General features: G+C 67.3%; 26 protein-coding genes. 4 read left to right on the top strand and 22 right to left on the bottom strand.

What is annotated here, in order from left to right; translation table 11 throughout:
- The first annotated feature begins 175 nt into the window (after nucleotides 1–175).
- Entirely contained in the window at nucleotides 176–694 is a 519-nt protein-coding gene (locus LT965_RS13300; protein WP_232701309.1) for a DUF7978 family protein, read from the top strand.
- An 18-nt stretch (nucleotides 695–712) separates the two neighbouring features.
- On the opposite strand, the gene LT965_RS13295 is transcribed toward LT965_RS13300, so the two are convergent.
- The 4 genes from LT965_RS13295 to LT965_RS13280 all read right to left on the bottom strand — a co-directional run bounded on the left by LT965_RS13295 (nucleotide 713) and on the right by LT965_RS13280 (nucleotide 5236).
- A complete protein-coding gene (locus LT965_RS13295; RefSeq protein ID WP_232701307.1) occupies nucleotides 713–2416 on the bottom strand; it encodes an acyl-CoA mutase large subunit family protein in 1704 nt (567 codons plus the stop codon).
- Nucleotides 2417–2688: 272 nt separating this feature from the next.
- Entirely contained in the window at nucleotides 2689–3252 is a 564-nt protein-coding gene (locus tag LT965_RS13290; RefSeq protein ID WP_232701305.1) for a hypothetical protein, read from the bottom strand.
- Nucleotides 3253–3359: 107 nt separating this feature from the next.
- Nucleotides 3360–4172 (bottom strand): ABC transporter permease, encoded by an 813-nt coding sequence (locus LT965_RS13285; RefSeq protein ID WP_232701303.1) that lies wholly within the window; start codon nucleotides 4170–4172, stop codon nucleotides 3360–3362.
- Nucleotides 4169–5236 carry an ABC transporter ATP-binding protein gene (locus tag LT965_RS13280; RefSeq protein WP_232701302.1) on the bottom strand — a complete coding sequence of 356 codons (1068 nt, stop codon included), beginning with the start codon at nucleotides 5234–5236 and terminating at the stop codon, nucleotides 4169–4171. The genes LT965_RS13285 and LT965_RS13280 overlap by 4 nt, the downstream gene beginning before the upstream one ends.
- A gap of 131 nt (nucleotides 5237–5367) precedes the next feature.
- Between LT965_RS13280 and LT965_RS13275 the strand changes: the two genes are divergently transcribed.
- Nucleotides 5368–6210 carry a helix-turn-helix domain-containing protein gene (locus tag LT965_RS13275; protein WP_232701300.1) on the top strand — a complete coding sequence of 281 codons (843 nt, stop codon included), beginning with the start codon at nucleotides 5368–5370 and terminating at the stop codon, nucleotides 6208–6210.
- A 45-nt stretch (nucleotides 6211–6255) separates the two neighbouring features.
- On the opposite strand, the gene LT965_RS13270 is transcribed toward LT965_RS13275, so the two are convergent.
- From LT965_RS13270 to LT965_RS13195, 16 genes are all read right to left on the bottom strand, one after another.
- Nucleotides 6256–7077 (bottom strand): CBS pair associated ParBc domain-containing protein, encoded by an 822-nt coding sequence (locus LT965_RS13270; RefSeq protein ID WP_232701299.1) that lies wholly within the window; start codon nucleotides 7075–7077, stop codon nucleotides 6256–6258.
- Nucleotides 7078–7109: 32 nt separating this feature from the next.
- Nucleotides 7110–8519: a DHHA1 domain-containing protein gene (locus LT965_RS13265; protein ID WP_232701298.1), complete on the bottom strand. Its 1410-nt coding sequence runs from the start codon at nucleotides 8517–8519 to the stop codon at nucleotides 7110–7112.
- Between the two features lie 55 nt (nucleotides 8520–8574).
- On the bottom strand, nucleotides 8575–10059 hold the full coding sequence (locus LT965_RS13260) for an NADH-quinone oxidoreductase subunit N (protein ID WP_232701297.1): 1485 nt from the start codon (nucleotides 10057–10059) through the stop codon (nucleotides 8575–8577).
- Nucleotides 10056–11609, bottom strand: a complete 1554-nt coding sequence (locus LT965_RS13255; RefSeq protein WP_232701296.1) for a complex I subunit 4 family protein — start codon at nucleotides 11607–11609, stop codon at nucleotides 10056–10058. Before LT965_RS13255 ends, LT965_RS13260 begins: the two co-directional genes overlap by 4 nt.
- Nucleotides 11610–13688 (bottom strand): NADH-quinone oxidoreductase subunit L, encoded by a 2079-nt coding sequence (gene nuoL / locus LT965_RS13250; RefSeq protein ID WP_232701295.1) that lies wholly within the window; start codon nucleotides 13686–13688, stop codon nucleotides 11610–11612.
- 1 nt (nucleotide 13689) lies between these two features.
- Nucleotides 13690–13995 (bottom strand): NADH-quinone oxidoreductase subunit NuoK, encoded by a 306-nt coding sequence (gene nuoK / locus LT965_RS13245; RefSeq protein ID WP_232701294.1) that lies wholly within the window; start codon nucleotides 13993–13995, stop codon nucleotides 13690–13692.
- Nucleotides 13992–14309 carry a proton-conducting membrane transporter gene (locus LT965_RS13240; protein ID WP_232701293.1) on the bottom strand — a complete coding sequence of 106 codons (318 nt, stop codon included), beginning with the start codon at nucleotides 14307–14309 and terminating at the stop codon, nucleotides 13992–13994. Before LT965_RS13240 ends, nuoK begins: the two co-directional genes overlap by 4 nt.
- Nucleotides 14306–14575, bottom strand: a complete 270-nt coding sequence (locus LT965_RS13235; protein WP_232703588.1) for an NADH-quinone oxidoreductase subunit J — start codon at nucleotides 14573–14575, stop codon at nucleotides 14306–14308. The genes LT965_RS13240 and LT965_RS13235 overlap by 4 nt, the downstream gene beginning before the upstream one ends.
- A 60-nt stretch (nucleotides 14576–14635) precedes the next feature.
- A complete protein-coding gene (locus LT965_RS13230; RefSeq protein WP_232701291.1) occupies nucleotides 14636–15097 on the bottom strand; it encodes a NuoI/complex I 23 kDa subunit family protein in 462 nt (153 codons plus the stop codon).
- Nucleotides 15094–16149: a complex I subunit 1/NuoH family protein gene (locus LT965_RS13225; protein ID WP_232701289.1), complete on the bottom strand. Its 1056-nt coding sequence runs from the start codon at nucleotides 16147–16149 to the stop codon at nucleotides 15094–15096. Before LT965_RS13225 ends, LT965_RS13230 begins: the two co-directional genes overlap by 4 nt.
- The gene (locus LT965_RS13220) at nucleotides 16150–17820 is read right to left on the bottom strand and encodes an NADH-quinone oxidoreductase subunit D (protein ID WP_232701288.1); all 1671 of its coding nucleotides are present in this window, start codon (nucleotides 17818–17820) and stop codon (nucleotides 16150–16152) included. It abuts the gene before it with no gap.
- Entirely contained in the window at nucleotides 17817–18524 is a 708-nt protein-coding gene (locus tag LT965_RS13215; RefSeq protein WP_232701287.1) for an NADH-quinone oxidoreductase subunit B, read from the bottom strand. The genes LT965_RS13220 and LT965_RS13215 overlap by 4 nt, the downstream gene beginning before the upstream one ends.
- On the bottom strand, nucleotides 18517–18921 hold the full coding sequence (locus LT965_RS13210) for an NADH-quinone oxidoreductase subunit A (RefSeq protein WP_232701286.1): 405 nt from the start codon (nucleotides 18919–18921) through the stop codon (nucleotides 18517–18519). Before LT965_RS13210 ends, LT965_RS13215 begins: the two co-directional genes overlap by 8 nt.
- A gap of 133 nt (nucleotides 18922–19054) precedes the next feature.
- Complete coding sequence (gene purE, locus LT965_RS13205; RefSeq protein ID WP_232701285.1) at nucleotides 19055–19666, bottom strand: 5-(carboxyamino)imidazole ribonucleotide mutase; 612 nt, start codon at nucleotides 19664–19666, stop codon at nucleotides 19055–19057.
- A 2-nt stretch (nucleotides 19667–19668) separates the two neighbouring features.
- Nucleotides 19669–20811 (bottom strand): 5-(carboxyamino)imidazole ribonucleotide synthase, encoded by a 1143-nt coding sequence (locus tag LT965_RS13200; protein ID WP_232701284.1) that lies wholly within the window; start codon nucleotides 20809–20811, stop codon nucleotides 19669–19671.
- A gap of 57 nt (nucleotides 20812–20868) precedes the next feature.
- Entirely contained in the window at nucleotides 20869–22551 is a 1683-nt protein-coding gene (locus LT965_RS13195; protein WP_232701283.1) for a flippase activity-associated protein Agl23, read from the bottom strand.
- Between the two features lie 113 nt (nucleotides 22552–22664).
- Here LT965_RS13195 and ribH point away from each other — a divergent pair, with 113 nt between their 5' ends.
- Nucleotides 22665–23066, top strand: a complete 402-nt coding sequence (gene ribH / locus LT965_RS13190; RefSeq protein ID WP_232701281.1) for a 6,7-dimethyl-8-ribityllumazine synthase — start codon at nucleotides 22665–22667, stop codon at nucleotides 23064–23066.
- Entirely contained in the window at nucleotides 23063–24205 is a 1143-nt protein-coding gene (locus tag LT965_RS13185) for a pyridoxal phosphate-dependent aminotransferase (RefSeq protein ID WP_232701280.1), read from the top strand. Before ribH ends, LT965_RS13185 begins: the two co-directional genes overlap by 4 nt.
- A 21-nt stretch (nucleotides 24206–24226) precedes the next feature.
- Here the strand turns inward: LT965_RS13185 and LT965_RS13180 are convergent, their stop codons facing one another.
- Nucleotides 24227–25360, bottom strand: a complete 1134-nt coding sequence (locus tag LT965_RS13180; protein WP_232701278.1) for a GNAT family N-acetyltransferase — start codon at nucleotides 25358–25360, stop codon at nucleotides 24227–24229.
- 219 nt (nucleotides 25361–25579) lie between these two features.
- Entirely contained in the window at nucleotides 25580–26833 is a 1254-nt protein-coding gene (locus LT965_RS13175) for a Glu/Leu/Phe/Val family dehydrogenase (RefSeq protein WP_232701276.1), read from the bottom strand.
- Nucleotides 26834–26851: the final 18 nt, after the last annotated feature.

Raw genomic sequence — 26851 nt, 5'->3', positions numbered from 1 at the left:
CAGGGTCGTCCCGGTCCGAGCGCAGCCGCCTCCCCGCTCGGCTCGACGTGCCACGAGTTAGACAGAAACTAGTCGTCGTGTGGGGCAACCGGGGTCCAACCGTCTCAGAGCGCACCCATCCGCCGACATCCCTGTCGACGGAAATGTTCATTACACGAGACTGTGAGTGGCCGGCATGGCAACTCAGCGACAGGGGCAGTCGATCGAATCGTTCCACGTCAAGAGTGCTGCACTGTACGGCGTCGCCGCCTACATCGCCGGTCTCGCTGCGACCATCGTCTTCCTCGCCGTCTTCGTCGACAGCTTCGACTTCGACGTCTTCGGCATCGGCGCGACCTTCTTCGGCGCACATAACGTCAGCGTCGGGAACGGTTTCATGAGCCTCAACGTCCTCAACAGACTCACGACCGAGTACGGCAGCCTCGAACTCCTCTGGGCAGTCCCGCCGGTGCTACTGGCGGGCGCGGGCAAGATGTTCGCGGAGACCCGCGCTGGTCGGAGTCTGGGGCCCGAGGAGATGGACGGCGCGAAGGCCGGTGCGCTCGTCGCGGGCGGCTACGCGGTGCTCGCGGTCGCCGGGACGTTCGTCTTCACGGAGGGCGAGACGTCCGCCGAACTGGTCGAGACGCTGCTGTACATGGGCATCGTCTACCCGGTCGTCTTCGGCGGCATCGGTGGCTACCTCTCGCGTTGAGAGGGACCGGAGCGTGACTCAGGCGACAGCGGCCGTCTCCTGGTAGCCGCCGAACTCGTCCTCGAACACCTGCATGATCTCGCCCATCGTAGCGTACGCCTTCACCGCGTCCACGATGTACGGGATGGTGTTCTCCTCGGTGTGGATGGCCCCGCGGAGCGCGTCGAGGGTCTCGGCGACGGCCGCGTCGTCGCGCTCGGCCTTCACGGATTCGAGGCGGTTCAGCTGTCGGTCGCGGGTCGCGTCCTCGTCGATCTGGAGGATGTCGGGGCTGGTGTCCTCGTCCATCTCGTACTTGTTGACGCCGACGACCGTCTCCTCCTCGGCGTCCACTCGGGACTGGTACTCGTAGGCGGACTCCTGGATCTCGCGGTGGAAGTAGCCGTCCGCGATGCCCTGGAGGACGCCGTCGCTGACGCTGCCGTCGCCCATCTCCCTGATCTCCTCGATGTACGCCATCGCCTCCGCCTCGACCTCGTCGGTGAGGCTCTCGACCGCGAAACTGCCGCCGAGCGGGTCGACGATGTCCGCGGCGCCGGACTCGTCGGCGATGATCTGCTGGGTGCGCAGGGCGACCCGAACGGCCTCCTCGCTGGGGAGCGCGAGCGCCTCGTCGTAGGAGTTCGTGTGGATGCTCTGGGAGCCCCCGAGCACGGCCGCGAGCGCCTGGAGGGTGACGCGAGCGACGTTGTTCAGCGGCTGCTGGGCGGTGAGGCTCTGGCCGGCGGTCTGCGTGTGGAACTTCAGCGTCTTCGACGCCTCGGCCTCGGCGTCGTACCACTCGTCCATCACGCGAGCGTAGATGCGGCGGGCCGCCCGGAACTTCGCCACCTCCTCGAAGATGGAGTTGTGGGAGTTGAAGAAGAAGCTGAGCGTGGGCGCGAACTCGTCGACGTCCATGCCCCGCTCGATGGCGTCCTCGACGTAGGCGAAGCCGTCCGCGAGCGTGAACGCGAGTTCCTGGACGGCCGTCGAACCGGCCTCCCGGATGTGGTAGCCGGAGATGGAGATGGGGTGGAACTTCGGCGTCTCGGTGGCGCAGAACTCCACGACGTCGGTGACGAGGTCGAGGGAGGGCTCCGGGGGGACGACCCACTCCTTCTGTGCGATGAACTCCTTGAGCATGTCGTTCTGGAGGGTGCCCCTGAGCTGTTCGCGGGGGACGCCCTGCTGGTCGGCGAGCGCGAGGTACATCGCGTAGATGACCGGCGCGCTCGGGTTGATGGTGAACGACGTCGAGACCTCGTCGAGGTCGATACCGTCGAAGAGGATCTCCATGTCCCGCAGGGTGTCGACGGCGACGCCCTCCTTGCCGACCTCCCCGAGGCTCATCGGGTCGTCGCTGTCCAGACCCATCAGCGACGGCATGTCGAAGGCCGTCGACAGCCCGGTCTGGCCCTCGTCGATGAGGTAGTGGAAGCGCTCGTTGGTCTCCTCGGCGGTGCCGAAGCCAGCGAACTGCCGCATCGTCCACGTGCGGCCCCGGTAGCCCGTCGGGTAGACGCCCCTGGTGTACGGGAACTCGCCGGGGAACCCGAGGTCCTCGTCGTAGTCGAGGTCGGCGACGTCCGCGGGCGTGTACAGCCGGTCGACCTCCATGTTCGACACCGTCGCGAAGCGGTCCTTCCGCTCGCCGTAGGCGTCGAGTACTGGGTCGAGAGACTCCGTCTCCCACTCCTCGCGCGCCTCGCGGATGTCGGCGAGGTCGTCGTCGTCGTACATGCGTGTAACGTCAGTTGGAGGACTCAAAGAGGTTTCGAGGCGGGAGGGCGCAGCGCGCCCTCCGAATGAACGAGCGGGGAGCGAAGCGACCCGCGAGGTGGGCGGAACCGAAGGCTCCGCCGGATGCACGAACGCGGAGCGAGAGTGACGCGTGAGCGGGGCCTGAGCCGCAGGCTCCGCCGAATGACCGAGGAGGGAACGAAGTACACGCGTGGCGGTAGCAGCCAGAAGCCTCCGCCAACCGATGAAGCGCTGGAGGGCCGCGGTCGGCGTCAGTCGAGGTACAGGTCGACGTGGTGGGCGTGGTTCTCGTCCACCGCGTCGGTCACCGCCTCGACCCACTGGAGTTGTGGCGGGTCCTCGAACATCGGGTGTTCGAAGTCCTCCGGGGCCGAGGGGTCGGAGACGAACGCGGGGTCGGGGTCTACGAGCGACGCGCCGAAGTGGACGCTCGGCGCTGGGAACGTCTCGGACTCGTCGCTCTCGCGGGCGAAGTGGGTCACCTCCAGCAGCAGCGGGTCGTCGATTTCGACCTGCTGGCCGGTGAGGTCCTCCATCGCGTCGCGTGCGGCAGCGACCCAGTCCTCGCCGCCGTCGACGCTCCCGCCCGGCGGGGCGGCGGACTCCTCGCCCCACAGGAGGACGGCGTCCTCGTGGGTGAGGCCGACCTGTACGACACCAGCGATGGCGTCGTAGCGCTCGCGGAGCGCTTCGAACTTCTCGTCGGGCATCGGTCGGGTGACCTCCTCGACGACCACGTCGTCGCGTTCGCGGAGGGAGTCGGGGTCGGTGAGCGGAGACTGTGCGTCCTCGCTACGTGTGTTGGTGTCGGTCATCGTCGTTCGGGGGACAGCGTGCTGGACCACGTGCCCTACGACACCCGTGTCGTCGCCTTCATGTAAATGATTTGACGGTGTGGCACTGGACCACACGCGGACTGGAATCAGTAGTGTCCCATGACGCCCTCGCGGCGCGCCCACCGCTGGCAGTAGTGGAAGGCGGCGTAGCCGACCAGGAGGTAGACGACTGCGGTGACGACGAGCACTGCGAGTTCGCCGGCGGGGAGGTTCCAGAGCGCGACGCCGTCGCTCATCGCCGTCTGGAGGAGCTGGCTCCCCTGCGCGAGCGGCAGCCACTTCAACAGCGGGTACTGGTCGACGGGCGCGGCGATGAGCGCCACGAACACGAACTGCACGAGCTGGAAGGCGTTCTCGATGCGCTTGAACCGGATGGCGAGCCCGCCGAAGACGAACCCGATGCCCACCGCCGGCGCGAGCGCGAGCGCGGCCAGCGGGATCACGGTCAACGGGTCGAGGGTGAGCCAGCGGCCAGTCACGACCATCATGAACAGGAGCGTGACGGTCCCCCAGAGGAACGTCTCCAGGATGCTGACGAGCGTTCTGGCGATCATGACGGGGCCGAAGCCGAACGGCGACATGAACAGCTGTTCGAGGGTCCCCCACTGGGCCTCCCGCGTGATGCCCCACGAGAGTCCACCGTACGCCGCGATGGACAGCGTCCAGAGGAAGAACCCGACGATGAGGCCGGACAGCGTGTTCGACATGGCCGTCGGTGCGACGGCCCGCCCTCCGTAGAACAGGACGAGGAAGAACAGCAGGATCGACCCGAACTGCGAGATGGTGTTGACGGGGTAGCGAACCAGGAGGATGAGCATCTTCTTGAACGACGCGCGGAAGAAGCGCAGGTACCCCCTGAGTCCGGTGTCCACCGTCGCGCGTTCGGTCGGGACGCTCATTGCTCGCCCTCCCCGGGCGTCCGCCCGGTGACTTCGAGGAAGACGTCCTCGAGGTCGGGTTCGAGGCCGTCCACGTCGAGCAGCTCGAGGCCCTCGTCGCGGAGCACGTCGAGGAGCCCGTAGAGGGAGTGGCCGTCGCGCGACGTGCCCTCACCAGCGTCACTCGCGGGAACCCCGTCCGCGAGCGTGACGTCGAACCGGGTGCGGTCGCCGACGTCCTCCCAGTTGTCGACCGCGAACGCCCGACCCAGTCGGTCGCGAACGCCGGCGTCGACGCTCCCCTCGACGGTGAGGCGGTAGGCCTGCGTCTCGAAGACGCGGACGAGGTCCTCGACCGGGTCGTCGGCGATGACCCGGCCGTCGGAGAGGATGACGACGCGGTCGCAGACGTCCTCGACGACGTCCATGTCGTGACTGGAGAGGACGATGGTGATGTCCTCCTCGTCGGCGAGCCGACGGAGTTCCCGGCGGAGTTCCAGGGAGGCCTCCACGTCGAGGCCGAGCGTCGGTTCGTCGAGGAAGACGACGTCGGTCCCGCGGGCCAGGGTGGCCGCCAGCGACACCTTCTGCTTCTGGCCGCGAGAGAGGTCGTTGACCGTCTCGTCGGCCTTCTCCGCGAGACCGAACTGTTCGAGGAGTCGCTCGTGGCGCTCCCGCGCGGCGTCGGGGTCGTTGCCGCCGAGCGCGGCGAAGAACTCGAGGTTCTCGCGGACGGTGAGCCGCCAGTAGACGTTCCGCGCGCCCTCCAGCATCGCGCCAACGTGCCGGTAGACGCCTCGCTGGTCCGCGGCGACGTCAACGCCCGCGATCTCGACGCGGCCTGCGCTCGGGACCACGAGGCCGAGAATCGACTTGATCGTGGTCGTCTTCCCGGCGCCGTTCGGCCCGAGCACGCCGACCACTTCCCCACGTGACACCTCGAACGAGACGTCGTCGACGGCGTGGACCGCCTCCTCGCCGTCGCCGTACGTCTTCTGCAACCCCTCGACTGCCAACACCGTCTCGCCGTCGGGGGCGCCCTCCGACGAGTCGGTCGGTCTGTCGCGGTATTTCGCCTGACTCATATCAGAGTAGAGACCACGGGCGAGGATAATGGTTTCCAGAATGACGTTTCTGTTCGTTCGCTTCCAGAACGAGCGTTCTACTCGTCGTCTGACACGACGGGCTTTTGTCGGTCGGGAGCGCACACCGAGGTATGACCGACCCCGACACCGCTGCGGACGCGTTCGGCGTCCTCTCGGACCCCTCCCGGGTCGCCATCCTCCGCGAGCTGACGAACCGTGGCCACGTGGGCGACGGCTCGACGGTGGAGTTCGCGGAACTCCGACGGGCCGTCGGTTTCGACGACGCCGGCCGGTTCAACTACCACCTCGGGAAGCTCAGGGACCGCTTCGTCGTCAAACGCGAGGACGGCTACGCGCCGACGTACGCCGGGATGAAGGCCATCGGCTCCGTCGAGGCCGGCACCTACACCACGGCCCCCGAGCCACGGGAGGCCGTCGTCGACCACGAGTGCCCCCAGTGTGGCGAGGGGTTGACGGCGCGCTACGAGGACCACCTGCTCACGGTCCAGTGCGAGGAACACGACGTGTTCTTCATGACCGCCGTCCCGCCGTCGGTCGCCGACGGGGCCGACGTCCACGAGATCGTCGAGTTCGCCATCGGCGACGTCCAGCTGGACCTCGAACGCGCCGTCGACGGGACGTGCCCAGTCTGCGCCAGTGCGATAGTGCCCTCCGAGTTCGAGCGCGACGACGACGGCCACCTCTCCGTCGTCATCGACTGCGAGCGCTGCTGGATGACGATCCACGTGCCAGTGGGGCTGACTGTCCTCCGACACCCCGCCGTCGTCTCCCTGTACTACGACCACGGCGTCGACCTGAGGCGGGAGTTCCCGGCGGCCCTGGAGTTCGCACACTCGACGGACAACGCGACGATCGTCTCCGAGGACCCGACCGAGGTCGAACTCACGGTCGACGTCGGAGCCGACAGCCTCACGATGCACGTCGACGAGGAGTTGAACGTCACGGAGGCGTGACGCCGCGACGGACGGGGTACGGAGACGGGAGTACTGGAGATCGGACTACTGGAGGCGTTCGATGGTCTCGACGAGCGGGTGGCGTGCGTAGTCGACGACGCTGATGTCCGAGATCGAGTCCAGCCCCTCCTTCTCGGCGGTGCGGGCCATCCCCAGGTCGACGCGTCTGCCGAGGACGATGACGTAGGCGTCCATCTCCTCGACGCCCGAGCGCTCGGCGGCCATCACGCGGTGGTGGCCGTCCGCGAGCAGCAGGTCGCCGTCGTCGCTGCCGCTCTCCCCGCTGTTGTCGATGACCACCAGGGGCTCCGCCAGCCCGTGTTCGAGTTCGTAGCTCCGCCCCTCCAGTTCGTCGGCGTACACCTTCCTCTGGGTCGGTACAATCTCCGAGAGCCGGACGGAGCGGCGTTCTTCGGTGGCGTCGACGCCGTGGATCGTCTCCAGGGTGCGCTTGAGTTTCCCAACCTTCTCCGGGGTGGCGCGTTCGATCTGCGAGCGGATGACGTCCGAGTTCGAGATGATGCCGACGAGGTTGCCGGCGTCGTCCACGACGGGGAGCTTCTGGATGCCAGACCGGAGGATGACGCGGGCCGCGTCCGTCACCTTCATCTCCGGGTGTGCGACGATCAGCTCGTCGCTCATCGCCTTGAAGACGAGTTCCTGGGGGTCCGAGAGGAGGAGGTCCCGCGCTGAGACGAACCCCTCGACGCGCCGGCCGTCACACACCGGGAAGCCGTTGTGCTCGCTCTCGGAGATACGGGTCGCGACGTCGCGGACCGTGTCGTCGGGCGAGACGGTCGCCACGTCCCGCGTCATGTAGTCCTCGACCTTTGGTTTGGTCCCGTCGTACTCGAACGCCTGGTCCATCACCGAGGCATTGGACGCCGACCGGCAAAAGCTCACTCCCCTCGAACCGCGTCGAAGAACCGCTTCGACACCACGTCCTCGACCATCTCCGTGAGCGTGGCCTCGGCTTCGTCGTCGACCTCGTCGAACAGTCCCAGCGGGAGCTGTGCGCCCGCCATGTCGGCGTGGCCGCCCGCGCTCCCCAGGTCGCCGAACGCCTCACGGAGCACCGCGCCGAGGTCGATGTCCTTCCCGCGAGCGCGCGCCGAGACGTAGATGGTCCCCTCGGTGAAGCCGTAGACGAAGGTGACGGTCACCCCGCGCATCGCGAGCAAGCGGTCGGCGGCCTGTGCGAGCGTGTCGCGGTCGGCGATGGAGCCGACGCAGGACGCCAGCATCGACCCGTCGAGCTCCCGGTTGCGGATGGCGGCCGCGATGGTGTCGAGGGTGTCAGCGCTCATCGACGGCGTCTCGATGCGTTCGAGGACGTCGGTGTCGGTCTGCGGGAGCAGCCACGCGCCGGCCTCGAAGTCGTCGATAGTGATCTCGCGGGCGAAGTCCTTCGTGTCCACCCTGATGCCGTACAGCAGCGCGGTCGCCACCGACGTGTCGATGTCGAGGTTGTACCCCCGGATGTACTCCACGAGGATGGTGCTGGCCGCGCCCATCTCCTCGCGGATGTCGACGAAGGTGGCGTCGACGTCCGCCTTCGGCGGGTGGTGGTCGATGATGATGTCCACGTCCGTCTCGGGGTCGAGCTGGTCGTTGACGCCGGGCGCGGAGTGGTCGACGAGCGCGACGGCGTCGTACTCCAGGTCGTCGGCGGCAGTGACGTTCCGCACCTCCAGGTCGAGGAGGTTGACGAACGCGCGGTTCTCCTGGTGGGAGATCTCCCCGAAGTAACACGCCTCGGAGTCGACGCCCGCGTCTCCTGCCAGCGCCTGCAGTCCGACGGCGGCCGCGATGGCGTCCGGGTCGGGGTTGTCGTGCATGAAGACGCCGAGGGTCCCCTCGATGTCGTTGAGGACTTCGCGGAGCGCCTGCAGACGGACGGACGCCCCAGTCGCAGTCACCTCCTCGACGTGGTCGAGGACGGCCGCCCCCGGGTCGACGATGTGGTCGGCCAGCGACTCGAGGGCGGCCCTGTCGTGGTTGGTCGCCTCGAACCCGAGCAACGCCACGAGCTCGGCGTTCGGGTACACCTCGCGAGCGGCGTCCGCCGCCAGCCGGTTGACCTCCGCCGCGTCGGACGCCACCACGACCACGTCGACCGGGTGGTTCGGGCGCCGAATCACCTCGGGGTCCGTGACGTCGCCCAGCTCGGCCGCGACCTTCTCGTTGCGCAGCGACTCCACGCGGCTCTCGTCGGAGTCGATGACGAAGAGGTCGCCGCGTCGTCCTGCGAACGACTGGACGAGGGCGTGGCCCGTCGTTCCGCAGCCGAGCACGAGCCGAGAAACCATTCGGTGTGTGCTATCGCGTCCGCCCGCTAAAAGGTACCGCTGTATCCCCCCGGCGTTAGACGCCGAAGAGGACGCCAGCAGCGTGAATCGCGGTCTGCGCGACGGGGTCGAAGGCGACCAGCAACACGACCGTCGCCACGGCGGCGGCGACGACGGCGGCGTAGAGGCCGGTCGGCGTACCGCGCAGCGTCAGGTCGTCGGCCGGGTCCTCGATCCAGATGGCCTTCACGACCCGCGAGTAGTAGAACAGCGACAGCGCGCTGTTGAGGGCCGCGATGGCGGCGAGCCACGCGAAGCCGGACTGGACCGCGCCCGCGAACAGGAGGTACTTCGAGAGGAAGCCACCGCCCACGGGGAGGCCGGCGAGGCTGAACACGAACACGGTCATCGCGACACACGCCACGGGGGCGCGTTCGGCGAGACCGTTGTAGTCCTCGAACGTCCGGCCGACGCCCCAGTACTCGGCGAGCGCGACGAACAGGAACGCGCCCGTGTTCATGAAGCCGTAGACGAGCAGATGCATCATCGACGCGCCGAGCACGAAGGAGTTCTCCGCGCCGGCGCCGCTCTGGATGGCGGCGAGGCCGATGAGCACGTAGCCCGCGTGCCCCACCGAGGAGTACGCGAGCATCCGCTTGACGTTGTCCTGGGTCGCCGCGGCGAAGTTGCCGAGAGTCATCGTGACGACGGCGAGCACCGCGAACAGCAGCGACCAGTCGACGACGGTGGTCGCCAGCGCCTCCAGCGGGAAGGCGGTCGTGAACACGCGGAACGCGACCGCGAAGCCGGCCGCCTTCGACGCCGAGGAGAGGAACGCGCTGATGGGTGCGGGCGCGCCCTCGTAGGCCTCCGGCGCCCAGAAGTGGAACGGCACGGAGGCGGTCTTGAACGCGAAGCCGCCGGTGAGCATCACGATGCCCAGACCGAGCACGCCGACGAACTGCTGGGTGTCGAGCGTCTCGGCGATGTTCTGGAGCAGCAGGGTGCCGGTCGACGCGTAGATGAGGCTGATACCGTAGGCCATCACCGCCGACGACAGCGCCCCGATGAGGAAGTACTTCAGGCCCGACTCCACGCTACCACGGTCCTTCTTCAGGAACGCGACCAGCGCGAACGACGGGAGACTCGACAGCTCGATGCTGACGAACACCGTCACCAGGCTGTTCGCCGAGGCCATCAGGCTCATCCCGGTGGCGGCGAGCAACACCAGCGAGTAGTACGTCGCGAGGTTGTCGCTGCCCTCGAGGTAGTCGTAGCTCGCCACGATGACGAGCGTCGCGACGCTCCCGACGATGAACGCGAAGAACAGGCTCAGCGCGTCCACGACGAGTGCGCCGTCGAACTGCACGAACTGGAAGTCGCCGGTCCCGGCCGCGAGGAACCACGCCGCGACCCCAGCGGTGAGCAGGGCGCCCGCCGCACTGATACCGGCGAGCAGGGCGTTGCTCTCTTCGTCGGGTGCGACTGCGCTCACGCCGATGACGAGCAGCGCGGTCGCCCCCAGGATCAGCTGGGGGGTCAGGGGTGGCAGTTCCGTCACAGGAACTCACCCCCGAACGGCAGCGCGATCGTAGACGGTACGGCGTCCACCATCGGGTCGACGGCGTCCAGGATCATGGCGAAGAACACGTCCGGTACCGTGCCGAGCAGGATCACCAGCAGTAGCAACACGACGATGGGCGTCGTGTCGTGGAGTGCCGCCGGCACGATGTCGTAGTCCGTGTCCGCGCGGAACGGGCCGAAGAGGACCCGCTGCATGGCGAACAGGAGATAGCCCGCGACGATGACGATGCCGAACATCGCCAGCGCCGTGAACAGCTGGGCGTACGCGAACGTGGCCTCGAAGCCGCCGAGGAAGATGAACACTTCGCCGGCGAAGCCGGCCATCAGCGGCAGGCCCATGTAGCCGAACGCGGCCGCGACGAACACCGCCGCGGTGACGGGCATCCGGTCCGCGATGCCCGAGAGGTCCCCGACCATCCGGGTGTGGGCGGTGTTGTAGATGACACCGACGCACATGAACATCAGCCCGGAGATGAGGCCGTGGGCGACCATCTGGAACGTCGCGCCACCGAGTCCGTAGTGGTTGTACGCGACGAGGCCGAGGATGACGTAGCCCATCGAGGACACCGAGGAGTACGCCACGATGCGCTTGAGGTCCTGCTGTGCGAGTGCGAGCATCGCCCCGTAGATGACCGACGCCACCGCGATGGCGGCGATGGGCACCGCGTAGGTGGCGGCGACGTCTGGCAGGAGCGTGAAGTTGAACCGGAGCAGGGCGTACGTACCCATCTTCAGGAGGACGCCCGCCAGCATCACCGAGGCCGGCGTGGGCGCCTGCACGTGGGCGTCCGGCAGCCACGTGTGCAGCGGGATCGTCGGCACCTTCACCGCGAAGCCGAAGAACATCGCGAAGAACGCGACGACCTTCAGGCCCTCGGCACCGAGTCCGTACGTCGTCTGGAAGTCGCCCACCCGGAGCGCCTCCGCGATGGTGGGCAGGTCCATCGTCGCGACGGGCAGGGCGAAGACGAGCGCCACGAACCCGATGAACATCACCAGGCTGGCGACGTTCGTGTAGACGAAGAACTTGATCGCGGCGTACTTCCGGCGCGGCCCGCCCCAGATACCGATGAGGAAGTACATCGGCACGAGGACGAACTCCCAGAAGACGAACCAGACGATGAAGTCCAGCGCCGTGAAGACGCCCAGCAGGCTCGCCTCCATGAACAGCATGAGCGCGTAGAACTGGCTCTGCCGGGAGTCGATGGGCGTCCACGCGCTCATGATTGCCAGCGACGTGAGCACCGTCGTCAGGACGACGAGCGGCATGCTGATGCCGTCGACGCCGACGTGCCAGTTGAGCGTGTACGGACCGACCGTGATCCACTGCGTCATCGTCTCGAACGCGAGGCTCCCCTCGTCGAAGAGGGCGTTGCCGACCGCGTCGAACTGCGCGTACATCCAGAGGCTCCCCACGACGGGGAGCAGACTGAGGCCGAGCGCCAGTTTGCCCGCAACCCGGTCGGGAGCGAGCATCACGACGATGGCCGAGATTAGCGTGACGGCGATGAGTGCTTCGATAATCATTCAGAACCACCCCCCGAGGAGGCCGAAGGCCACCAGGAGTGCGACCAGACCGATCGCCAGCATCGCGGCGTAGTGGGTCACCAGCCCGTCCTGTACGCGCTTGATGCGACCGCCGGCGAACAGGCTCACGCTGCTGACGCCGTTGACGACGCCGTCGACGATGCCCTGGTCGAAGGTGTTGGCCGCGCGTGCGAGCGGGAGCGTGAGCCCCTCGGCGAGCCACACCTGGTACTCGTCCTGGTAGTAGTTGTTGTACAGTACCGTCTTGGCGCTGCCGAGCTTCTCGGTGTGTTCCTCCGGCTCGTCGCCGCTGTAGAGGAACCACGCCAGACCCGCGCCGGTGAGCGCGAGCGCCAGCGACAGTGCCGCGGGCAGGAGCGGCGAGAGTTCGGCCTCGCCGTAGCCCGAGAAGTCGACGAGCAGGTGGTGGTACTGGTCGTAGCCGAGCGCGGCGAAGTCGCTGCCCTCGGGGATCACCAGCCACTGGTGGAGGAACTCGATGTGCGCGCCCGTGAACTCGGCGACGGGCGTCATGTTGACGAGACCGGCCGTGGCCGCGAGGACGCCGAGCACGACGAGCGGGAACTTCACGTTCCAGCCGACGCCGTGGGGGTCGCGGGCTGTCTCCGTGCGTGCGTCTCCGTGGAAGGTGAGGAACACCATGCGGAACGTGTAGAAGCCCGTGAACAGCACCGCGAGCAGGCCCATCGCGTACGCTGCGAGCAGGATCGGCGTCTCGCCCGCACCGTAGTTGACGGCGTAGTACAGCACCTCGTCCTTCGACCAGAAGCCCGCGAACGGCACGATGCCGGCGAGCGCGAGGCTCCCAGAGAGGAACGTGTAGTAGGTCACGGGCATCTTCTCCTTGAGGCCGCCCATGTCCCACATGTTCTCGTTGTGGTGCATCGCGATGATGACCGACCCGGCGCCGAGGAACAGCAGTGCCTTGAAGAACGCGTGGGTCATCAGGTGGAAGGTCGCGGCGACGTAGCCACCGGCCCCCAGCCCGAGCATCATGTAGCCGTACTGGCTGATGGTCGAGTACGCGAGCACCTGTTTCAGTTCGTCCTTCACGACGCCCATCGTCGCGGCGAACAGCGCCGTGAACCCGCCGACCAGCGCGATGATGGCGAGGACGGTCGGGAGCAGCGCGTAGAAGCCGTACATGCGCGCGACGAGGTAGACGCCGGCCGCCACCATCGTCGCGGCGTGGATGAGCGCGGAGACGGGCGTCGGGCCCTCCATCGCGTCGGGCAGCCACGTGTGCAGCGGGAACTGCGCGGACTTCCCGACGACGCCGCCGAGCACGAGCAGGCCCAGGATGGCGAACCACGACTGGGCGCTCATGCCGATTACGTCGAGGAACGACGCCACGTGTTCGGGCATCGTCCCCTCGCCGTTGACGGCCTGGATGGCCAGTTCGGCCAGGTGCGGGAAGCTCTCTGCGCCCTCACCCGTCGCGATGAACCGCGACGTGCCGAACGTCGCGAAGATGCCGACGACGCCGATGAGGAAGAAGTAGTCACCGAAGCGGGTGACCAGGAACGCCTTCTTCGCGGCACTCGGCGGGCCGGGCTCGCGGAACCAGAACCCGATGAGCAGGAACGAGCAGAGCCCGACCAGCTCGAAGAACATGAACGCCATCAGGAGGTTGTCCGCGATGACGAACGAGAGCATCGAGAACGTGAACAGGCCGAGGCCGGCGTAGTACCGGGGGAGGCCCGTCTCGCCCTCGTCGTTCATGTAGCCGAGGCTGAACACGTGGACGAGGAACGCGACCAGCGAGACGATGACGAGCATCATCGTCGACAGCGGGTCCAGCAGGATGCCGAAGTGGAGGCTGAACGCCTGTTCTGCCACCACCCACGTGTACACCGTCTCGGCGTGGTAACTGCCTCCACTCACCGTGAGGAACGCCCACACCGAGAGCGCGAGCGAGCCGGCGGTCGCCAGGATGCCGGGCACCGCGCCGCCCTTCGGCAGCAGACGTGGGGCGAAGTAGCCCACCACCAGCGCGATGAGGAACGATGCGAACGGCAGCAGCGGAATCGCGGGCGCGAAGTCGAATGCACCTACCATCTTACCACCTCATCGTCGTCGCTTTCCGCACGTCGATGTCGTCGAAGTTGCGATACAGTACGAGGATGATGCCGAGGCCGATCGCGACCTCGGCGGCAGCGAGCGCCATCGTGAGCAGGCTGAACACCTGCCCCGTGATGTTGCCGTAGTAGTGGGAGAACGCCACGAGGTTGATGTTCGCCGCGTTCAGCATCAGCTCGACGCTGATGAGGAACATCAGGGCGTTCTCGCGGGTCAGCACGCCGAACAGGCCCGTGCAGAACACGGCCGCGGACAGCAGGAGGTAGTACTCGACGGCGACAGTCATCGCTCGTCGTCACCTCCCCGCAGATCGCGTTCGGCCAGCATCACCGAGCCCTCCAGTGCCGCGTCGAGCAGCAGGGCGACGATGATGAATGCGGCCAGGAATCCTTCGCTGCTGACGATGGATTCGCCGCCGAACTCCAGCAGCCCCATCAGCGCGTAGCCGATGGTGGCCGTGATGTTCGCGTCCGCCGGGAAGCCGGCGGCCGTGTCGAATCCGGCGCCGACGAACACTGCCGCCATCACGGCGAACAGTGCGACGGCGACGATGCCCGGAACGAACGTTCTCGGGTTTCGGAGCCGCGGGCGCGTCGTCACGCGTTAGTCACCTCCTCTGTACGACCAGGATGACGTGTGAGCATCACTGCGAACGTGATGAGGATGAGAACCCCGCCCACGTAGACGAGGACCTGCATCGCCGCCACGAACTCCGCCTGTAACATAACGTAGTGGACGGCGAAGCTCAGCAGTGAGACCCCCAGCAGCAGCGCGGAGTGCCACACGTCCTCCACCAGGACAGCGCCCAGGCTACTCGCCACTGTGACCAGGGCGAACAGTCCGAACGCGAGTATTTCGTATACCATTTCAGTCACCTTGTGATTCGCAAATACGCCCTTTCAACATTTCGAGACGGGCGTCCGTGATTACTGGTAGTCGACCTCGCCTTCACCCTCGCCGATCCAGGCTCCTCTGTCGGGTTCCCGGGACGCGAGCGGGTCGATGTCCTTGTACCACGGTACGTTCTTCAGCTGTTCTTTGTTGAACACGAGGTCGTGTTTCGTGTCGCCCGTGAACTCGAACTGCTCGGTGAGCAGGATCGCGTCGACGGGACACACCTCCTCGCAGAGCCGACAGTAGATGCACTGGCCGACGTGGAGGTTGTACTCCTCGCCGTTGCGCTGCTTGTCCGTCACGATCTGGATCGTGTCGTTCGGACAGACCTTCTCGCACTGTCGACACCAGATGCAGCGCTCCTGGCTGAACTTGTGCACGCCGCGGAAGCGTGGACTCACCTCGGGCGCTTCGTCCGGATACTCGACGGTGAACGTCTCACCGTCGAGTGCGTGTTTCATCGTCGTTGCCATCGATTTCAGGAGTCCGATCATAGTCCAGTCACCCCGAGGATTGCCGCAGTGAGCACGAGATTGGCGAACGAGAGCACCAGCATGCCCTTCCAGCCGATCTCAATGAGCTGGTCGATGCGCACGCGTGGGATCGCCGACCGCGCCCACTGCGTGAACAGGAACACCGCCCAGATCTTGATGACGAACCAGACGAAGCCGGGCAGCACCGGCCCCGCGGGTCCGCCGAGGAACAGCGTCGCGATGATGGCGCCGCCGAGGAAGATGTGGATGAACTCGCCGAGGTAGAACAGCACGAAGTACACGGAGGAGTACTCCGTCTGGTACCCCGCGACGATCTCGGTCGGCGCCTCCGGCGTGTCGAAGGGGTTGCGGCCGATCTCGGCGAGGTTCGCCACGACGAACAGCGCGAACGCGAACGGGTTGACGAACGCGAACCACGCCGGGATGCGGATGCCGGCGACGACCGCGAGCGTCGTGTTCTGCTGGATGGCGACGATCTCGCTCAGCTGGAGGGTCCCCGTGAACAGCACGACGGACGCCGCCGTGATGACGAGGGGGATCTCGTAGGCGAGGTTCTGCGCGACCGCGCGCAGGCCGCCCAGCAGACTGAACTTGTTGTTCGACGCGTAGCCGCCCATCAGGAGTCCGAGACTCGCGATGGACGCGACGGCGAAGACGAACACGAGCCCCGTCTCGGGGTCCGCGAGCTGGATGCCGCTGCCCATAGGGATGACGGCGAACGCCAGCAGCGCCGACGACGCGAGCACGATGGGTGCGAGGTCGAAGGCGGGGCGGTCGACGTTCTCCGGGATGATGAGCTCCTTCGAGAGGAGGCGGACGGCGTCCGCCACGATGATGAGCAGGCCGAACGGGCCGACCCGGTTGACCGCGATGCGGTCGGTGAACGCGGCGGTGATCTTCCGCTTGGCCCACGGGCCGGCGACGGCGGTCATCGCCAGCATGATGTTCCCGATGAGGAACGCCGCGAGGAACATCGAGAGGAGCTCCCCGCCGAAGCCATCGATGCCCAGCAAGCGGTTGATCGTGTCGGGGAGCGGAGTCGGCGTCGCCATCTACCGGTCCACCTCCCCGAGAATGACGTCGAGGCTGCCGAGCGTCGCGATGAGGTCCGGCACGTACTCGCCCGTGGACATCTCCTCGAGCGCTGCGAGGTTGCAGTAACACGGACTCCGGATCTTGAACCGTCCGGGCTTCTCCGTGCCGTCCGAGCGGATGTAGATGCCGAGTTCGCCCTTCGCTCCCTCGACGGCCTTGTACGTCTCCTTGCCGGCCTCGGGCTTCAGCGTGCGCGGGACGTTGGCCTGGATGTCGCGTTCGTCCTCGGGCCAGTCCTCGAGCAGGTCGACGCACTGTTCGATGATGCGCGCGGACTCCTCGACTTCGCGGAGCCGGACGAGGAGTCGCGAGTAGTTGTCGCCGCCGTCCTCGGTGACGACGTCCCAGTCGAGCTGGTCGTAGTAGCCGTAGGGGTCGTCCCGGCGGAGGTCGTAGTCGATGCCCGATCCGCGGGCGACCGGTCCGGTGACGCCGTAGTCCTTGGCCGTCTCCGGGTCCAGGTAGCCGGTGTCGATACACCGCGACTGGAAGATCTCGTTGCTCGTGATGAGGTCGTGGTACTCCTCGAGACGCTCGGGCATCTCGTCGAGGACGTCACGGACCTTCTCGAAGTACTCCTCGCGGGGTTCGGGGATGTCCCAGACGACGCCACCGAGCCGGAGGTAGTTGAACATCATGCGCTGGCCGGTGAGGTCCTCGAGGAGATTCTGCATCTTCTCGCGGTCCTGCATGGCGTACATGAAGATGGCCGTGAAGTCGCCGTAGATGTCGAGGGCGAACGTGCCGGTCGCCAGCAGGTGGCAGGTGATGCGACACATCTCCGCGCCCATCGTACGCAGAACCTGTGCGTACTCGGGGACCTCGATGTCCGCGAGGTCCTCGGCCGCACGCGCGTAGGACCACTCGTTGATGATGCCACCCGGACCGTAGTCCCAGCGGTCGGGGTAGGGCATGATCTGGTAGCGGTAGGTGCCCTGCTGGCACATCTGCTCCTCGCAGCGGTGGAGGTAGCCGACGTCCGGGTTGACGGCGGCGACCTGCTCACCGTCGAGCACCGTCTCGATGTGGAGGACACCGTGCGTGGCGGGGTGGTGGGGGCCGATGTTGAGGAACATCGTGTCCCCACCTTCCTCGTTCAGGTGGTCCTCCTCGAGTGGGTTCTTGTGTTCGTCGAACGTGACGATCTGGGGCTTGTCCTGGTTGTAGTCGAGGCCGAGCGGGTGGCCCTGCCAGGTCTCCGGCAGGAGGATGCGCTTGAGGTTCGGGTGGTCCTCGTACTGGACGCCTACCAGGTCGTAGGCCTCCCGTTCGTGCCAGTCGGCGCCACGGAACACCGGTTCCGCGGACTCGCTGACCGGCTCCTCGCGGGAGGTCGGGACGATGATACTGAGTTCGTTGGTCGGGTCGTCGTACTGCTTTAGGTGGTAGATGCTCTCGAAGCGGTCCGAGTGCTCCTCGGCCGTCAGACAGGAGAGGTGGTCGAAGCCGGCCTCGTCCTTGAGCGTCTGGAGCACGTCCTGGACTGCGTCCGCGCGCACGACGAAGCCCTCTGCGTTGCCGTGGGTCTCGCGGTCGAGGACGTGGTCGCCCAGCAGTGCCTCGATCGCGTCCGTGTCGACGCCCTCAGTCTTGGTGACGGGCGCGTCGGGTTCGGTGTGCGTGCTCATGGTGAATCAGCCCAGTTGTAGCGCATGACGAGCGTGTCGTCGTCGATGTCCTTGGCCATCTCCTTGACCATCTCGTCGCGGTCGAGGTCGCCGAACTCTTCGAGTTCGTACGGCTTGACGGTGACCGGCGAGGATTCGCCGTTGGCGATGCGCTCCTGGAGTTTCACGACGCCGTAGACGAGGGCTTCCGGCCGGGGCGGACAGCCCGGGATGTGGATGTCCACGGGGATGACCTCCTCGGCGCCCTTCACGACGTTGTACCCCTCCTGGAACGGGCCGCCGGAGGCGGTGCAGTTGCCCATCCCGACGACGAACTTCGGCTCGGGCATCTGGTCGTAGACGCGCTTCATGCGCGGCGCGAACTTCGAGACGATCGTCCCGGGGACGATCATCACGTCGGCCTGCCGCGGCGAGGCGCGGGGAACCCCGGAGCCGAACCGGTCGAGGTCGTGTTTCACTGCGTAGGTGTGCATCATCTCGATGCTGCAGCAGGCGATCCCGAACTGCAGCATGAACATACTCGACCCCCGGACCCAGTTCATGAACTTGTCGAACTTCGTGAGGATGAACGGGGTCGAACCGAACGCCTCCCGGAGCTTCGAGTTGAACCGGTTGTCGACGCCCTCGCCGAGACGGGCCTCCCGGGTCTTGGTCTGTGGGTCGCTCGACTCCGTGATACTGTTGCGGGGTTGATCACTACTCATGTATTTCCCTCCGTCTGTGCCGCGGGGACCGCACCCACTGGACAGCGCCCTTGCGCCACGCCCACGCGAGGCCGACGACGAGGATACCGATGAAGACGAGCATCGGCAGCAGCGCCCGCGTCAGGCCGGCGGACTGGACGGCGTCCCGGTAGATGACGGTCCACGGGAAGATGAGAACGGTTTCGATGTCGAAGACGACGAAGAGGAGCGCGACCATGTAATACTGGATGTTGAACTGCAGGCGCGCGTCCCCCGTCGGGACCTCACCGCTCTCGTAGGTGTTCCGTTTTCCTTTCTCAGGTACACTGGGCCGGAGGAGCGCCGAGACGGCCATCATCCCGACTGGGATGAGGACGCCCACCAGCGCCAGCATACCGATGGCAATCCATGGATTCATAGGAGTATCTCCGTGACGTGCGGGGGTTCGAACCGCACGCCTATAAACGTTGATTTATGCCTTCGGGCCCGTTCCCGACCGATTTCGACCGTCCCAGGCCGGCTCGCGGATTCCGGTTCGCGGAGCTTGCTACTCAGTCTCTCGATGCCCGGGACTCTGGGGTGCCACGCTCGTGCAGCGACAGCGAGACGTCGGCGACACCGTCCCGGCGGTCGGCGTGGAGGTCGCGGAGCCGGTCGGCGAGTTCGGGGTCGTCCGTGGCGAGCATCTGGGCGGCCGAGAGGCCGGCGTTGTACGACTTCCCGGCGTCGACTGCGGTGAGCGGCGCGCCGGTCGGCATCCCGATGACCGAGTCGACGGACTTCTCCTGGACGGGGACGCCGACGACTGGAATCGGGTAGGCGAGCGACGCGGTCATGTTCGGGAGGTCCGCGGACTTGCCGCCGGCCCCGGCGATGATCACGTCCAGGCCGCGCTCGGCCGCCGTCTCGGCGTAGGCGTACATGAGGTCCGGCGTGCGGTGGGCGGAGACCACCCACGACTCGAAGGAGTAGCCCGACGGCGCGTCGTCGTAGTCGGTCACCTCGGTGAACCCGAGGTCGGTGAGCGCGTCGTGGGCGCCCGCCATCACGTCGAGGTCGGAGTCGCTCCCCATGACGACGCCGACGTCCGGCGTCTCGGTGTCGGGGCGGTCGCGTTCTGCTTCCGATTCGAACAGGTCGACGAGGTCGGTGACTGTGGGCATGGTTACTGGAAGGACAGCGAGTCGCGGGCCGCACGGGCACGGATCAGGAGTTCGCCGCGGTCGTCCCCGGTGACGGTGACGTGGCCCATCTTCCGGAGCGGTCGGACCTCCGCTTTCCCGTACCAGTGCAGGGAGGCACGACCGTCGCGGAGCGCACTCGGCACGCCGTCGAGGGCCGCTGGTCGGGTGTCGCCCGCGGGGTCGCCGAGGACGTTCGCCATCGCCGCCGGTTCGCGCAGCGTCGTCTCGCCGAGCGGGAGACCACAGACCGCGCGGACGTGCTGTTCGAACTGCGAGGTGTGACAGCCCTCGATGGTGTAGTGCCCCGAGTTGTGCGGGCGCGGCGCGACCTCGTTGACGAGGACGCGACCGTCCACTTCGAACAGTTCGACGCCGAAGACGCCCCGGCCCTCCAGGACGTCCATCACGTCCCGGGCGACGCCGGTCGCGCGTTCGCGGACGTCCTCGCTCGTGCGGGCTGGCACGATGGACTCCCGGAGGATCTCCGCCTCGTGGAGGTTCTCCGCGACGGGGAACGTCGCCGTCTCGTGCTCCCCGTTCGCGGCGATGACCGAGAGTTCGCGCTCGAAGTCGACGAGCTCCTCGGCGACGAGGCCCGAGAGGTCGCCGAACGTCTCCCGGGCGTCTGCGACCGAGTCGGCGGGCGCGTTGCCGCGGCCGTCGTAGCCGCCGGTGCGCGCCTTCAGCATGAGCGGCGACCCGAATTCGTCGAAGGCGGCGCGGAGGTCGTCGTCGTCGTCCACCGCGCGGAACGCCGGCACCGGGACGCCCGCGTCGGCGAGTGCGCGGTTCTGGACGAGTTTGTCCTGGATGACGCGGAGCGTCGCGGGCGACGGGTGGACGGGGACGTCCGCGTCGGCGGCGACCCGTTCGAGCAGGTCGGGGTCCGCGAGTTCGATCTCGTAGGTGAGTACGTCCGCCTCGTCGGCGAGCTCTCGGATGCCGTCCTCGTCGTCGAACGGAGCGGTGACCTGTGCCGCTGCCGGGGGTGCCGCGGGACACGCCGGTGTGGGGTCGAGGACGAACACTTCGACGCCCAGCGGGCTGGCGGCCTCGGCGAGCATGCGGCCGAGTTGACCGCCGCCGACGACGCCGACTGTCGCTCCGGGAACGCGGACCGTCATTGGGCCACAGTCGGCCCTACTCCTGCATAAGAATTGCCGAACGCGACCGAGGAATGGTCACGAACGTGTGTATCCTGGCGCGTCCTCGTCGACGAAGATCACGAACACCGTGTTCGTCGAGGTGAGCTCGTACGTCCAGCTCGCGTAGCCGCGCTCGGAGAGCGTCGGCGCCAGGTCTTCGTAGTGACGCGCTCGCGCGATGACCACCGGCGCCTCAGTCTGCTGGGCCGCCGATGGGACGACGGTCGAGTCGGTCTCCGCGTCCGCCCGTTCCAGGTACCAGTTCAGCGGGAGCCGGTTGAACCAGTTCGTCCCCCCGACGCTCCCGGGCGACGTCTCGTCGTACTCGCCGCGGACGTGGAAGTGGTCCCCGTAGAAGAGGACGTCAGTTCCGTCGTCGTACTCCTCGGCGACCGACTCGACGGTCGTCAGCGAGGCCCGCATGTCGCTGGCCGGCTGGCCGAACTGCACGAGCTCGTTGTCGTCGTCCTGGGGCATCAGGTACGACGTCTCGGCGGCGACGACGCCCATCTGCCCGACTGCCGCGAGGAGGACGAGCGCCGCGAGACCGACGCCCACGCGGTCCTCCGAGTGGAGCGCCGACAGGCCGAGTTCGGCGACGATGCGGAAGCCGACAGCCGCCGGAATCGCCATCGGTACGACGGCGTGGGTCACCGACCAGTGGCCCGAGATGTCCGTGACTGCCGGGTAGACGACGACGCTCGCGGCCGCCCAGTACCCCGCGAACAGCACGAGATCGCGGGGCTCGTCGGCGACGTAGCGCTCCGCGAGGAACCCGAGGACGGCCGCGCCGGTCAACATCAGCGACGTACTGCCGATGGTCCGCACGGCGTGTTCGAGGAAGTCGATGTAGCTGTGGTCGCGGGAGACACCGCTGGTGCCCCACGTCCCCCAGAACTGCTCCCAGGCGCCTAGCGTGCCGGCCGCGAGCACGCCGGGGATGCGGGTGGGGTCGCCGAACATCTCGTAGAACGCGGGTCGCGGCGCGTAGAAGACGACGACGACCAAGAGGAACGCGAGGAGGGCACCGACGAGCGCGCGTCGCCACGCGAGCAGTCCACGACCCGTGTACCTGACGTAGTCGTGGGCGACTGACTCCCACGTCTCACCGCGCTCGCGGGCGGTGAACAGGCGGGCGTCGAACAGCAGCGCGGTCGCACCTACGAACATCCCGAGGTAGACGAGGGCGTTCTCCTTCGTGGTGAACGCGAGGCCGAGGAACGCACCGGCCCCGACGAGGGACCACCCGCTCCGGGTGTCGAGGGCGCGCACGACGAACCCGAACGCGGTGAGGGCGAACGCCGCGACGAGCACGTCGTTGCGCATGAACCGGGAGTAGTAGACCAGGACGGGGTTGAGGGCGAACAGGCCCGCCAGCGCGACGGTCTCGATGTCGTCGAGTCGCGTGCGGAACAGCAGCGCCGACAGCGGGAGGAGGCCGCCGACGAGCGCGACGACGCCGCGGGCGACGGCGTCCGAGGTGCCGAACACGCCGAAGAGGAACTCGTTGACGTGGAAGAGGAACGGTCCGTGGACGATGGCGCGGTACTCCCACTCGCCGGTGGCCTGGTACTGGAGGATCCAGTAGCCCACCCGCCCCTCGTCCCAGTGGAAGATGCGGTCCCCGAGGAGGACGAACCGGACGAGGAGGGCGAGTACCGTGGCTGCGGCGACGGCGGCGACGACCCTGCGACGACGGCGGCCGGACGCGGAAACCATGCTTCGTGTACGCCCAACGGAACGGGGTACATACAAGCTTTCCGTGTCCGTCGACGCCCGAAACGTTCCCCGCGAACGGTAGGCCTTTATCCGCGCCGGGCGACCCAACGCCCATGGTACGTCTCGGGCTCGTCGTTGCGGAGTTCAACCGCAGCGTCACCGAACAGATGGAGGCTGCCGCCCAGGACGCGGCCGACGGCGCGGGCGCAGACGTCGTCGAGACGGTCCGCGTCCCGGGCGTCTACGACGCGCCGCTGGCCGCCGACCGACTCGCTCGCCGCGACGGCGTCGACGCCGTCGCCGTACTCGGCGCGATCGTCACCGGCGACACGGACCACGACCAGGTCATCGGCCACGCCACCGCACAGAAGCTCACGGACGTGAGCCTCGATCGGGACACCCCCGTCACGCTCGGCGTCTCCGGCCCCGGCATGTCCGGCGCCGAGGCCCACGAGCGCGTCGCGAAGGGCGCCGAGGCAGTGGACGGCGCGATCCACCTCGCGGAGGCACTATGAACTTCACCGACCGCGTCGAGCGCGTCGAACCGAGCGCGACACTCGCCGTCAGCAACCTCGCGAGCGAACTGGAGGCCGACGGCGTCGACGTCGTCGACCTCTCGGTGGGCGAACCCGACTTCGCCACGCCGGCGAACATCACGGACGCGGGGAAGGCCGCGATGGACGCCGGGGAGACCGGCTACGCGCCGTCGAACGGCGTCCCGGCGCTCCGCGAGGGCATCGCCGCGAAGCTCCGCGAGGACGGCCTCGACTACGAGGCGGGCAACGTCATCGTCACGCCGGGCGCCAAGCAGGCCCTCTTCGAGACGTTCCAGACGCTCGTCGAGGAGGGCAGCGAGGTCGTGCTACTCGACCCCGCCTGGGTGTCCTACGAGGCGATGGCGAAACTCGCCGGCGCGGAGCTGAACCGCGTCGACCTCGCGCCCCACGACTTCCAGCTCGAACCCGCGCTCGACGACCTCGCCGACGCGGTATCCGACGACACGGACCTGCTCGTCGTGAACTCGCCGAGCAACCCGACGGGCGCGGTGTACTCGCGGGCCGCGATGGAGGGCGTCAGGGACCTCGCCGTCGACCACGACGTCACCGTCGTCTCCGACGAGATCTACCAGCACATCAACTACGGCCAGGAGCACGTCAGTCTCGCCGGCCTCGACGGGATGTTCGAGCGCACGGTTACCATCAACGGCTTCTCGAAGGCGTACTCGATGACGGGCTGGCGTCTCGGCTACCTCGCCGCGCCCGAGGACGTGATTTCCCAGGCCGGGAAGGTCCAGTCGCACTCCGTCTCCTCGGCGACGAACTTCGTCCAGCACGCCGGCGTCGAGGCCCTGGAGAACACCGACGACGCGGTGGTAGAGATGGTCGACGCCTTCGAGTCGCGGCGCGACCGTCTCCTGGACCTGTTCGAGGAGCACGGGAAAGACGTCTCCACGCCAGACGGCGCGTTCTACCTGATGCTCCCCGTAGCCGAGGACGACCAGCAGTGGTGCCAGGACGCGCTGAAGGACGCCCACGTCGCCACCGTCCCCGGGAGCGCGTTCGGCGCACCGGGCTACGCGCGTCTGTCCTACGCCGCGAGCACCGAACGACTCGAGGAGGCAGTCGAGCGCCTCGCGGACGCCGGCTACCTGTAACGGGACCGGACGGCCAGACGGCTACCGGACCCTCACTGCCCAGTTCTCCGGGTCTCCCAGGTCGACGCCGCCGACAGTGGGGAGCTGTTTCGTTCCGTCGAGTGGCGTGGCGAACAGGGTGTTGCCCTTCGCGACGAACCTGGCCAGCAGCGGGTTCGTCGAGGAGAGGAACCCGAACTTCGCCAGCGTCTCTTCGGGGAGCAAATGCTCGTTGACGACCGGTCCGAGCAGGGCGACGACGCGAGCGTCACGGTAGTCCGACACCACCGAGTCCAGTACAGCCTCGATCGCGTCCCGTCGGGCCGTGGAACACGGCGGGACCACGTCGGCGACACAGAGGTCGTCGTCCCGACGCTGTGAGCGGTCCCGCAGGACGGCGGCGGCGGTCGGGGTGCCGTCTTTCGACGCGACGTACGTCTCGTACTCCCTGTGAGGGGCGTTCGCCAGCCAGCGGTAGAGCGTCTCCTCCCGGCGCGTGTGTAACGCGGTGGGGTGGTCGGCCTCGTACAGATCGGCGAGCAGGTTCGCCGGGATGCCCGACCGACGCTCCACGTCGTACTCCGTCGAGGTCGGACCCCGCCGGAGCGAGAGGTAGCGGTCCATCGCCCCGTCGGCGAGCGCCCCGATGGTGCGTTCGACCGGGAGCCGCGTGCGCTCCTGGGCGACCTGTGCCGGGCGCTGGACGCGGTACTGCTTCACCGGGCCCGTGCCGACCGCCTGGAAGTCGAATTTCCGGTACCCGGGCGCGGACATCTCGTTCGCGAAGTTGAAGAACAGGGCGCTCTCCGTGTCGGTGTACGCCTCCGTCGCCAGTTCGGTCATCCGCGTGAACAGCCCCCGTCGCCTGTGCTCGGGGTGGACCATCAGGTTGCCGAGGTAGACGACCGTGAGGTCTCTGCCACCGACCCGCATCGGAAGCGGGGTGAACGGCCGTGCGCCGACCACGTCGCCGTCGGCCTCGGCGACGATCATCGGCGGTCCGTTCGTGTAGGGGTTCGCCTCGTAGCGGTGCGCGAACCACTCCGGACTCCGGTCGCCTCCCCACACCAGTTCGGCGAGCGCGTGGACGCCTTCCCGATCGCTCGAGTCGTACTCCCGGATCGTGTAGGTCTCGTCCTCGGCCACGGCTGCTTCACTGGAAGACCGTCCACTCATGTCCACTGAGAAGCGTCCTAGCGGTGATTGTTATATCTCCCATAGTCGTCGATAAGATAGCTGCCTCGGTACTCGGCACTGGTCCTAACTGGCCGATTCCACTGATACATCGACGTTACTCGCAGTTCACGTGAATTTGGCCCCGATTCGACCGGGTGTAGGCACAGCGAACTGCCGGCGGACGTGCGTATCGCGTGCTGTAGGTTCGCTCCTCGCTCGCTACGGCCAGCTACCGCTCTCCTCGAAGGAGTCGGCGACACGCTGGATAGAGACGACGTACGCGGCGGTGCGGAAGTTCGGCAGGTCGTCGGCCTCGTAGGCGTCGGTCATCGCGTCGAATGCGTCGGTGATGATGGCCTCGAGTTCCTCGTTGACGCGCTCCTCGGTCCACTGGAAGCGCTGGCGGTTCTGTACCCACTCGAAGTACGAGACCGTGACGCCGCCCGCGTTCGCGAGGATGTCCGGGACGACGTGGACGCCGCGCTCCGTGAGCACGTCGTCTGCGTCCGGCGTGAGCGGGCCGTTGGCGGCCTCGACGACGACGTCGGCCTCGACGTCCTGCGCGAGGTCGCCGTCGATGGCGTTCTCCAGGGCGGCGGGCACCAGGAGGTCGACGTCGAGGGTGAGCAGGTCCTCGTTCGAGAACTCCTCGGTGGCGCCGTCGTAGCCCGAGACGCTGCCGGTCTCGCGCTTGAACTGCTTGACGTCGCGGGCGTCGAAGCCGTCTGCGTTGTAGATAGCGCCCGAGGAGTCGGAGACGGCGACGACGTTTGCGCCGAGGTCCTCGATGAGCTTCGCGGCGATCCAGCCCGCGTTGCCGTACCCCTGCACGGCGACGGAGGCGCCCTCCATGTCGCGGTCGAGGTAGTCGAAGATCTCGCGGGCGGCGAACATCGTCGAGCGCCCGGTAGCCTCGACGCGGCCGAGGCTCCCGCCGTTCTTCGGGGACTTCCCCGTTATGACGCCGGGTTCGGTGGTGTTCTCGAGGGTCTCGTAGGTGTCCTTGATCCAGTTCATCTCGCGCTGGCCCGTGTTGACGTCCGGTGCGGGGATGTCCTTGTCCACGCCGATGAACGGTCGGAGTTCCTTGGCGAACGCCCGCGTGATTCGTTCGAGTTCGCTCTCGCTGTAGTCGTCGGGTTCGATGACGATGCCGCCCTTCCCGCCACCGTACGGGATGTCGACGACGGCCGTCTTGTAGACCATCCAGCCGGAGAGCGCCTTCACTTCGTCACGGGTGACGCCCGGGTGGTAGCGGATGCCGCCCTTGTACGGGCCGCGGTCGCCGTTAAACTGCGAGCGGAACGCTTTGAACGTCTCGATGGTGCCGTCGTCCATCTCCACCGAAAGCGTCGTCTCCAGTACGCGCTCTGGCTGTTTCAGGCGCCCGAGGACGTCGTCTGGAACGTCCAGGTACTCGCCCGCGTCGTCGAGTTGCTCCTGCAGACTCTCGAACGGGTTGGTCTCTGTCATCGTCTGAATCGACTCTAG

This window comes from Halobacterium wangiae, assembly GCF_021249345.1.
GTDB lineage: Archaea > Halobacteriota > Halobacteria > Halobacteriales > Halobacteriaceae > Halobacterium > Halobacterium wangiae.
The sequence above is the reverse complement of the archived record's forward strand: the minus strand, read 5'-3'. Positions and strand labels throughout refer to the sequence as shown.

Excerpts from the sequence above, each read along its gene's own strand:
- nuoL (WP_232701295.1), bottom strand. The coding sequence starts at position 13,688 with ATGGTAGGTGCATTCGACTTCGCGCCCGCGATTCCGCTGCTGCCGTTC.
- LT965_RS13210 (WP_232701286.1), bottom strand. The coding sequence starts at position 18,921 with ATGAATCCATGGATTGCCATCGGTATGCTGGCGCTGGTGGGCGTCCTC.
- LT965_RS13290 (WP_232701305.1), bottom strand. The coding sequence starts at position 3,252 with ATGACCGACACCAACACACGTAGCGAGGACGCACAGTCTCCGCTCACC.
- LT965_RS13265 (WP_232701298.1), bottom strand. The coding sequence starts at position 8,519 with ATGGTTTCTCGGCTCGTGCTCGGCTGCGGAACGACGGGCCACGCCCTC.
- LT965_RS13235 (WP_232703588.1), bottom strand. The coding sequence starts at position 14,575 with ATGGTATACGAAATACTCGCGTTCGGACTGTTCGCCCTGGTCACAGTG.
- LT965_RS13220 (WP_232701288.1), bottom strand. The coding sequence starts at position 17,820 with ATGAGCACGCACACCGAACCCGACGCGCCCGTCACCAAGACTGAGGGC.
- LT965_RS13275 (WP_232701300.1), top strand. The coding sequence starts at position 5,368 with ATGACCGACCCCGACACCGCTGCGGACGCGTTCGGCGTCCTCTCGGAC.
- LT965_RS13185 (WP_232701280.1), top strand. The coding sequence starts at position 23,063 with ATGAACTTCACCGACCGCGTCGAGCGCGTCGAACCGAGCGCGACACTC.
- LT965_RS13230 (WP_232701291.1), bottom strand. The coding sequence starts at position 15,097 with ATGATCGGACTCCTGAAATCGATGGCAACGACGATGAAACACGCACTC.
- ribH (WP_232701281.1), top strand. The coding sequence starts at position 22,665 with ATGGTACGTCTCGGGCTCGTCGTTGCGGAGTTCAACCGCAGCGTCACC.
- LT965_RS13175 (WP_232701276.1), bottom strand. The coding sequence starts at position 26,833 with ATGACAGAGACCAACCCGTTCGAGAGTCTGCAGGAGCAACTCGACGAC.
- LT965_RS13300 (WP_232701309.1), top strand. The coding sequence starts at position 176 with ATGGCAACTCAGCGACAGGGGCAGTCGATCGAATCGTTCCACGTCAAG.
- LT965_RS13215 (WP_232701287.1), bottom strand. The coding sequence starts at position 18,524 with ATGAGTAGTGATCAACCCCGCAACAGTATCACGGAGTCGAGCGACCCA.
- LT965_RS13195 (WP_232701283.1), bottom strand. The coding sequence starts at position 22,551 with ATGGTTTCCGCGTCCGGCCGCCGTCGTCGCAGGGTCGTCGCCGCCGTC.
- LT965_RS13285 (WP_232701303.1), bottom strand. The coding sequence starts at position 4,172 with ATGAGCGTCCCGACCGAACGCGCGACGGTGGACACCGGACTCAGGGGG.
- nuoK (WP_232701294.1), bottom strand. The coding sequence starts at position 13,995 with ATGACTGTCGCCGTCGAGTACTACCTCCTGCTGTCCGCGGCCGTGTTC.
- LT965_RS13180 (WP_232701278.1), bottom strand. The coding sequence starts at position 25,360 with ATGAGTGGACGGTCTTCCAGTGAAGCAGCCGTGGCCGAGGACGAGACC.
- LT965_RS13295 (WP_232701307.1), bottom strand. The coding sequence starts at position 2,416 with ATGTACGACGACGACGACCTCGCCGACATCCGCGAGGCGCGCGAGGAG.
- purE (WP_232701285.1), bottom strand. The coding sequence starts at position 19,666 with ATGCCCACAGTCACCGACCTCGTCGACCTGTTCGAATCGGAAGCAGAA.
- LT965_RS13200 (WP_232701284.1), bottom strand. The coding sequence starts at position 20,811 with ATGACGGTCCGCGTTCCCGGAGCGACAGTCGGCGTCGTCGGCGGCGGT.
- LT965_RS13280 (WP_232701302.1), bottom strand. The coding sequence starts at position 5,236 with ATGAGTCAGGCGAAATACCGCGACAGACCGACCGACTCGTCGGAGGGC.
- LT965_RS13255 (WP_232701296.1), bottom strand. The coding sequence starts at position 11,609 with ATGATTATCGAAGCACTCATCGCCGTCACGCTAATCTCGGCCATCGTC.
- LT965_RS13270 (WP_232701299.1), bottom strand. The coding sequence starts at position 7,077 with ATGGACCAGGCGTTCGAGTACGACGGGACCAAACCAAAGGTCGAGGAC.
- LT965_RS13225 (WP_232701289.1), bottom strand. The coding sequence starts at position 16,149 with ATGGCGACGCCGACTCCGCTCCCCGACACGATCAACCGCTTGCTGGGC.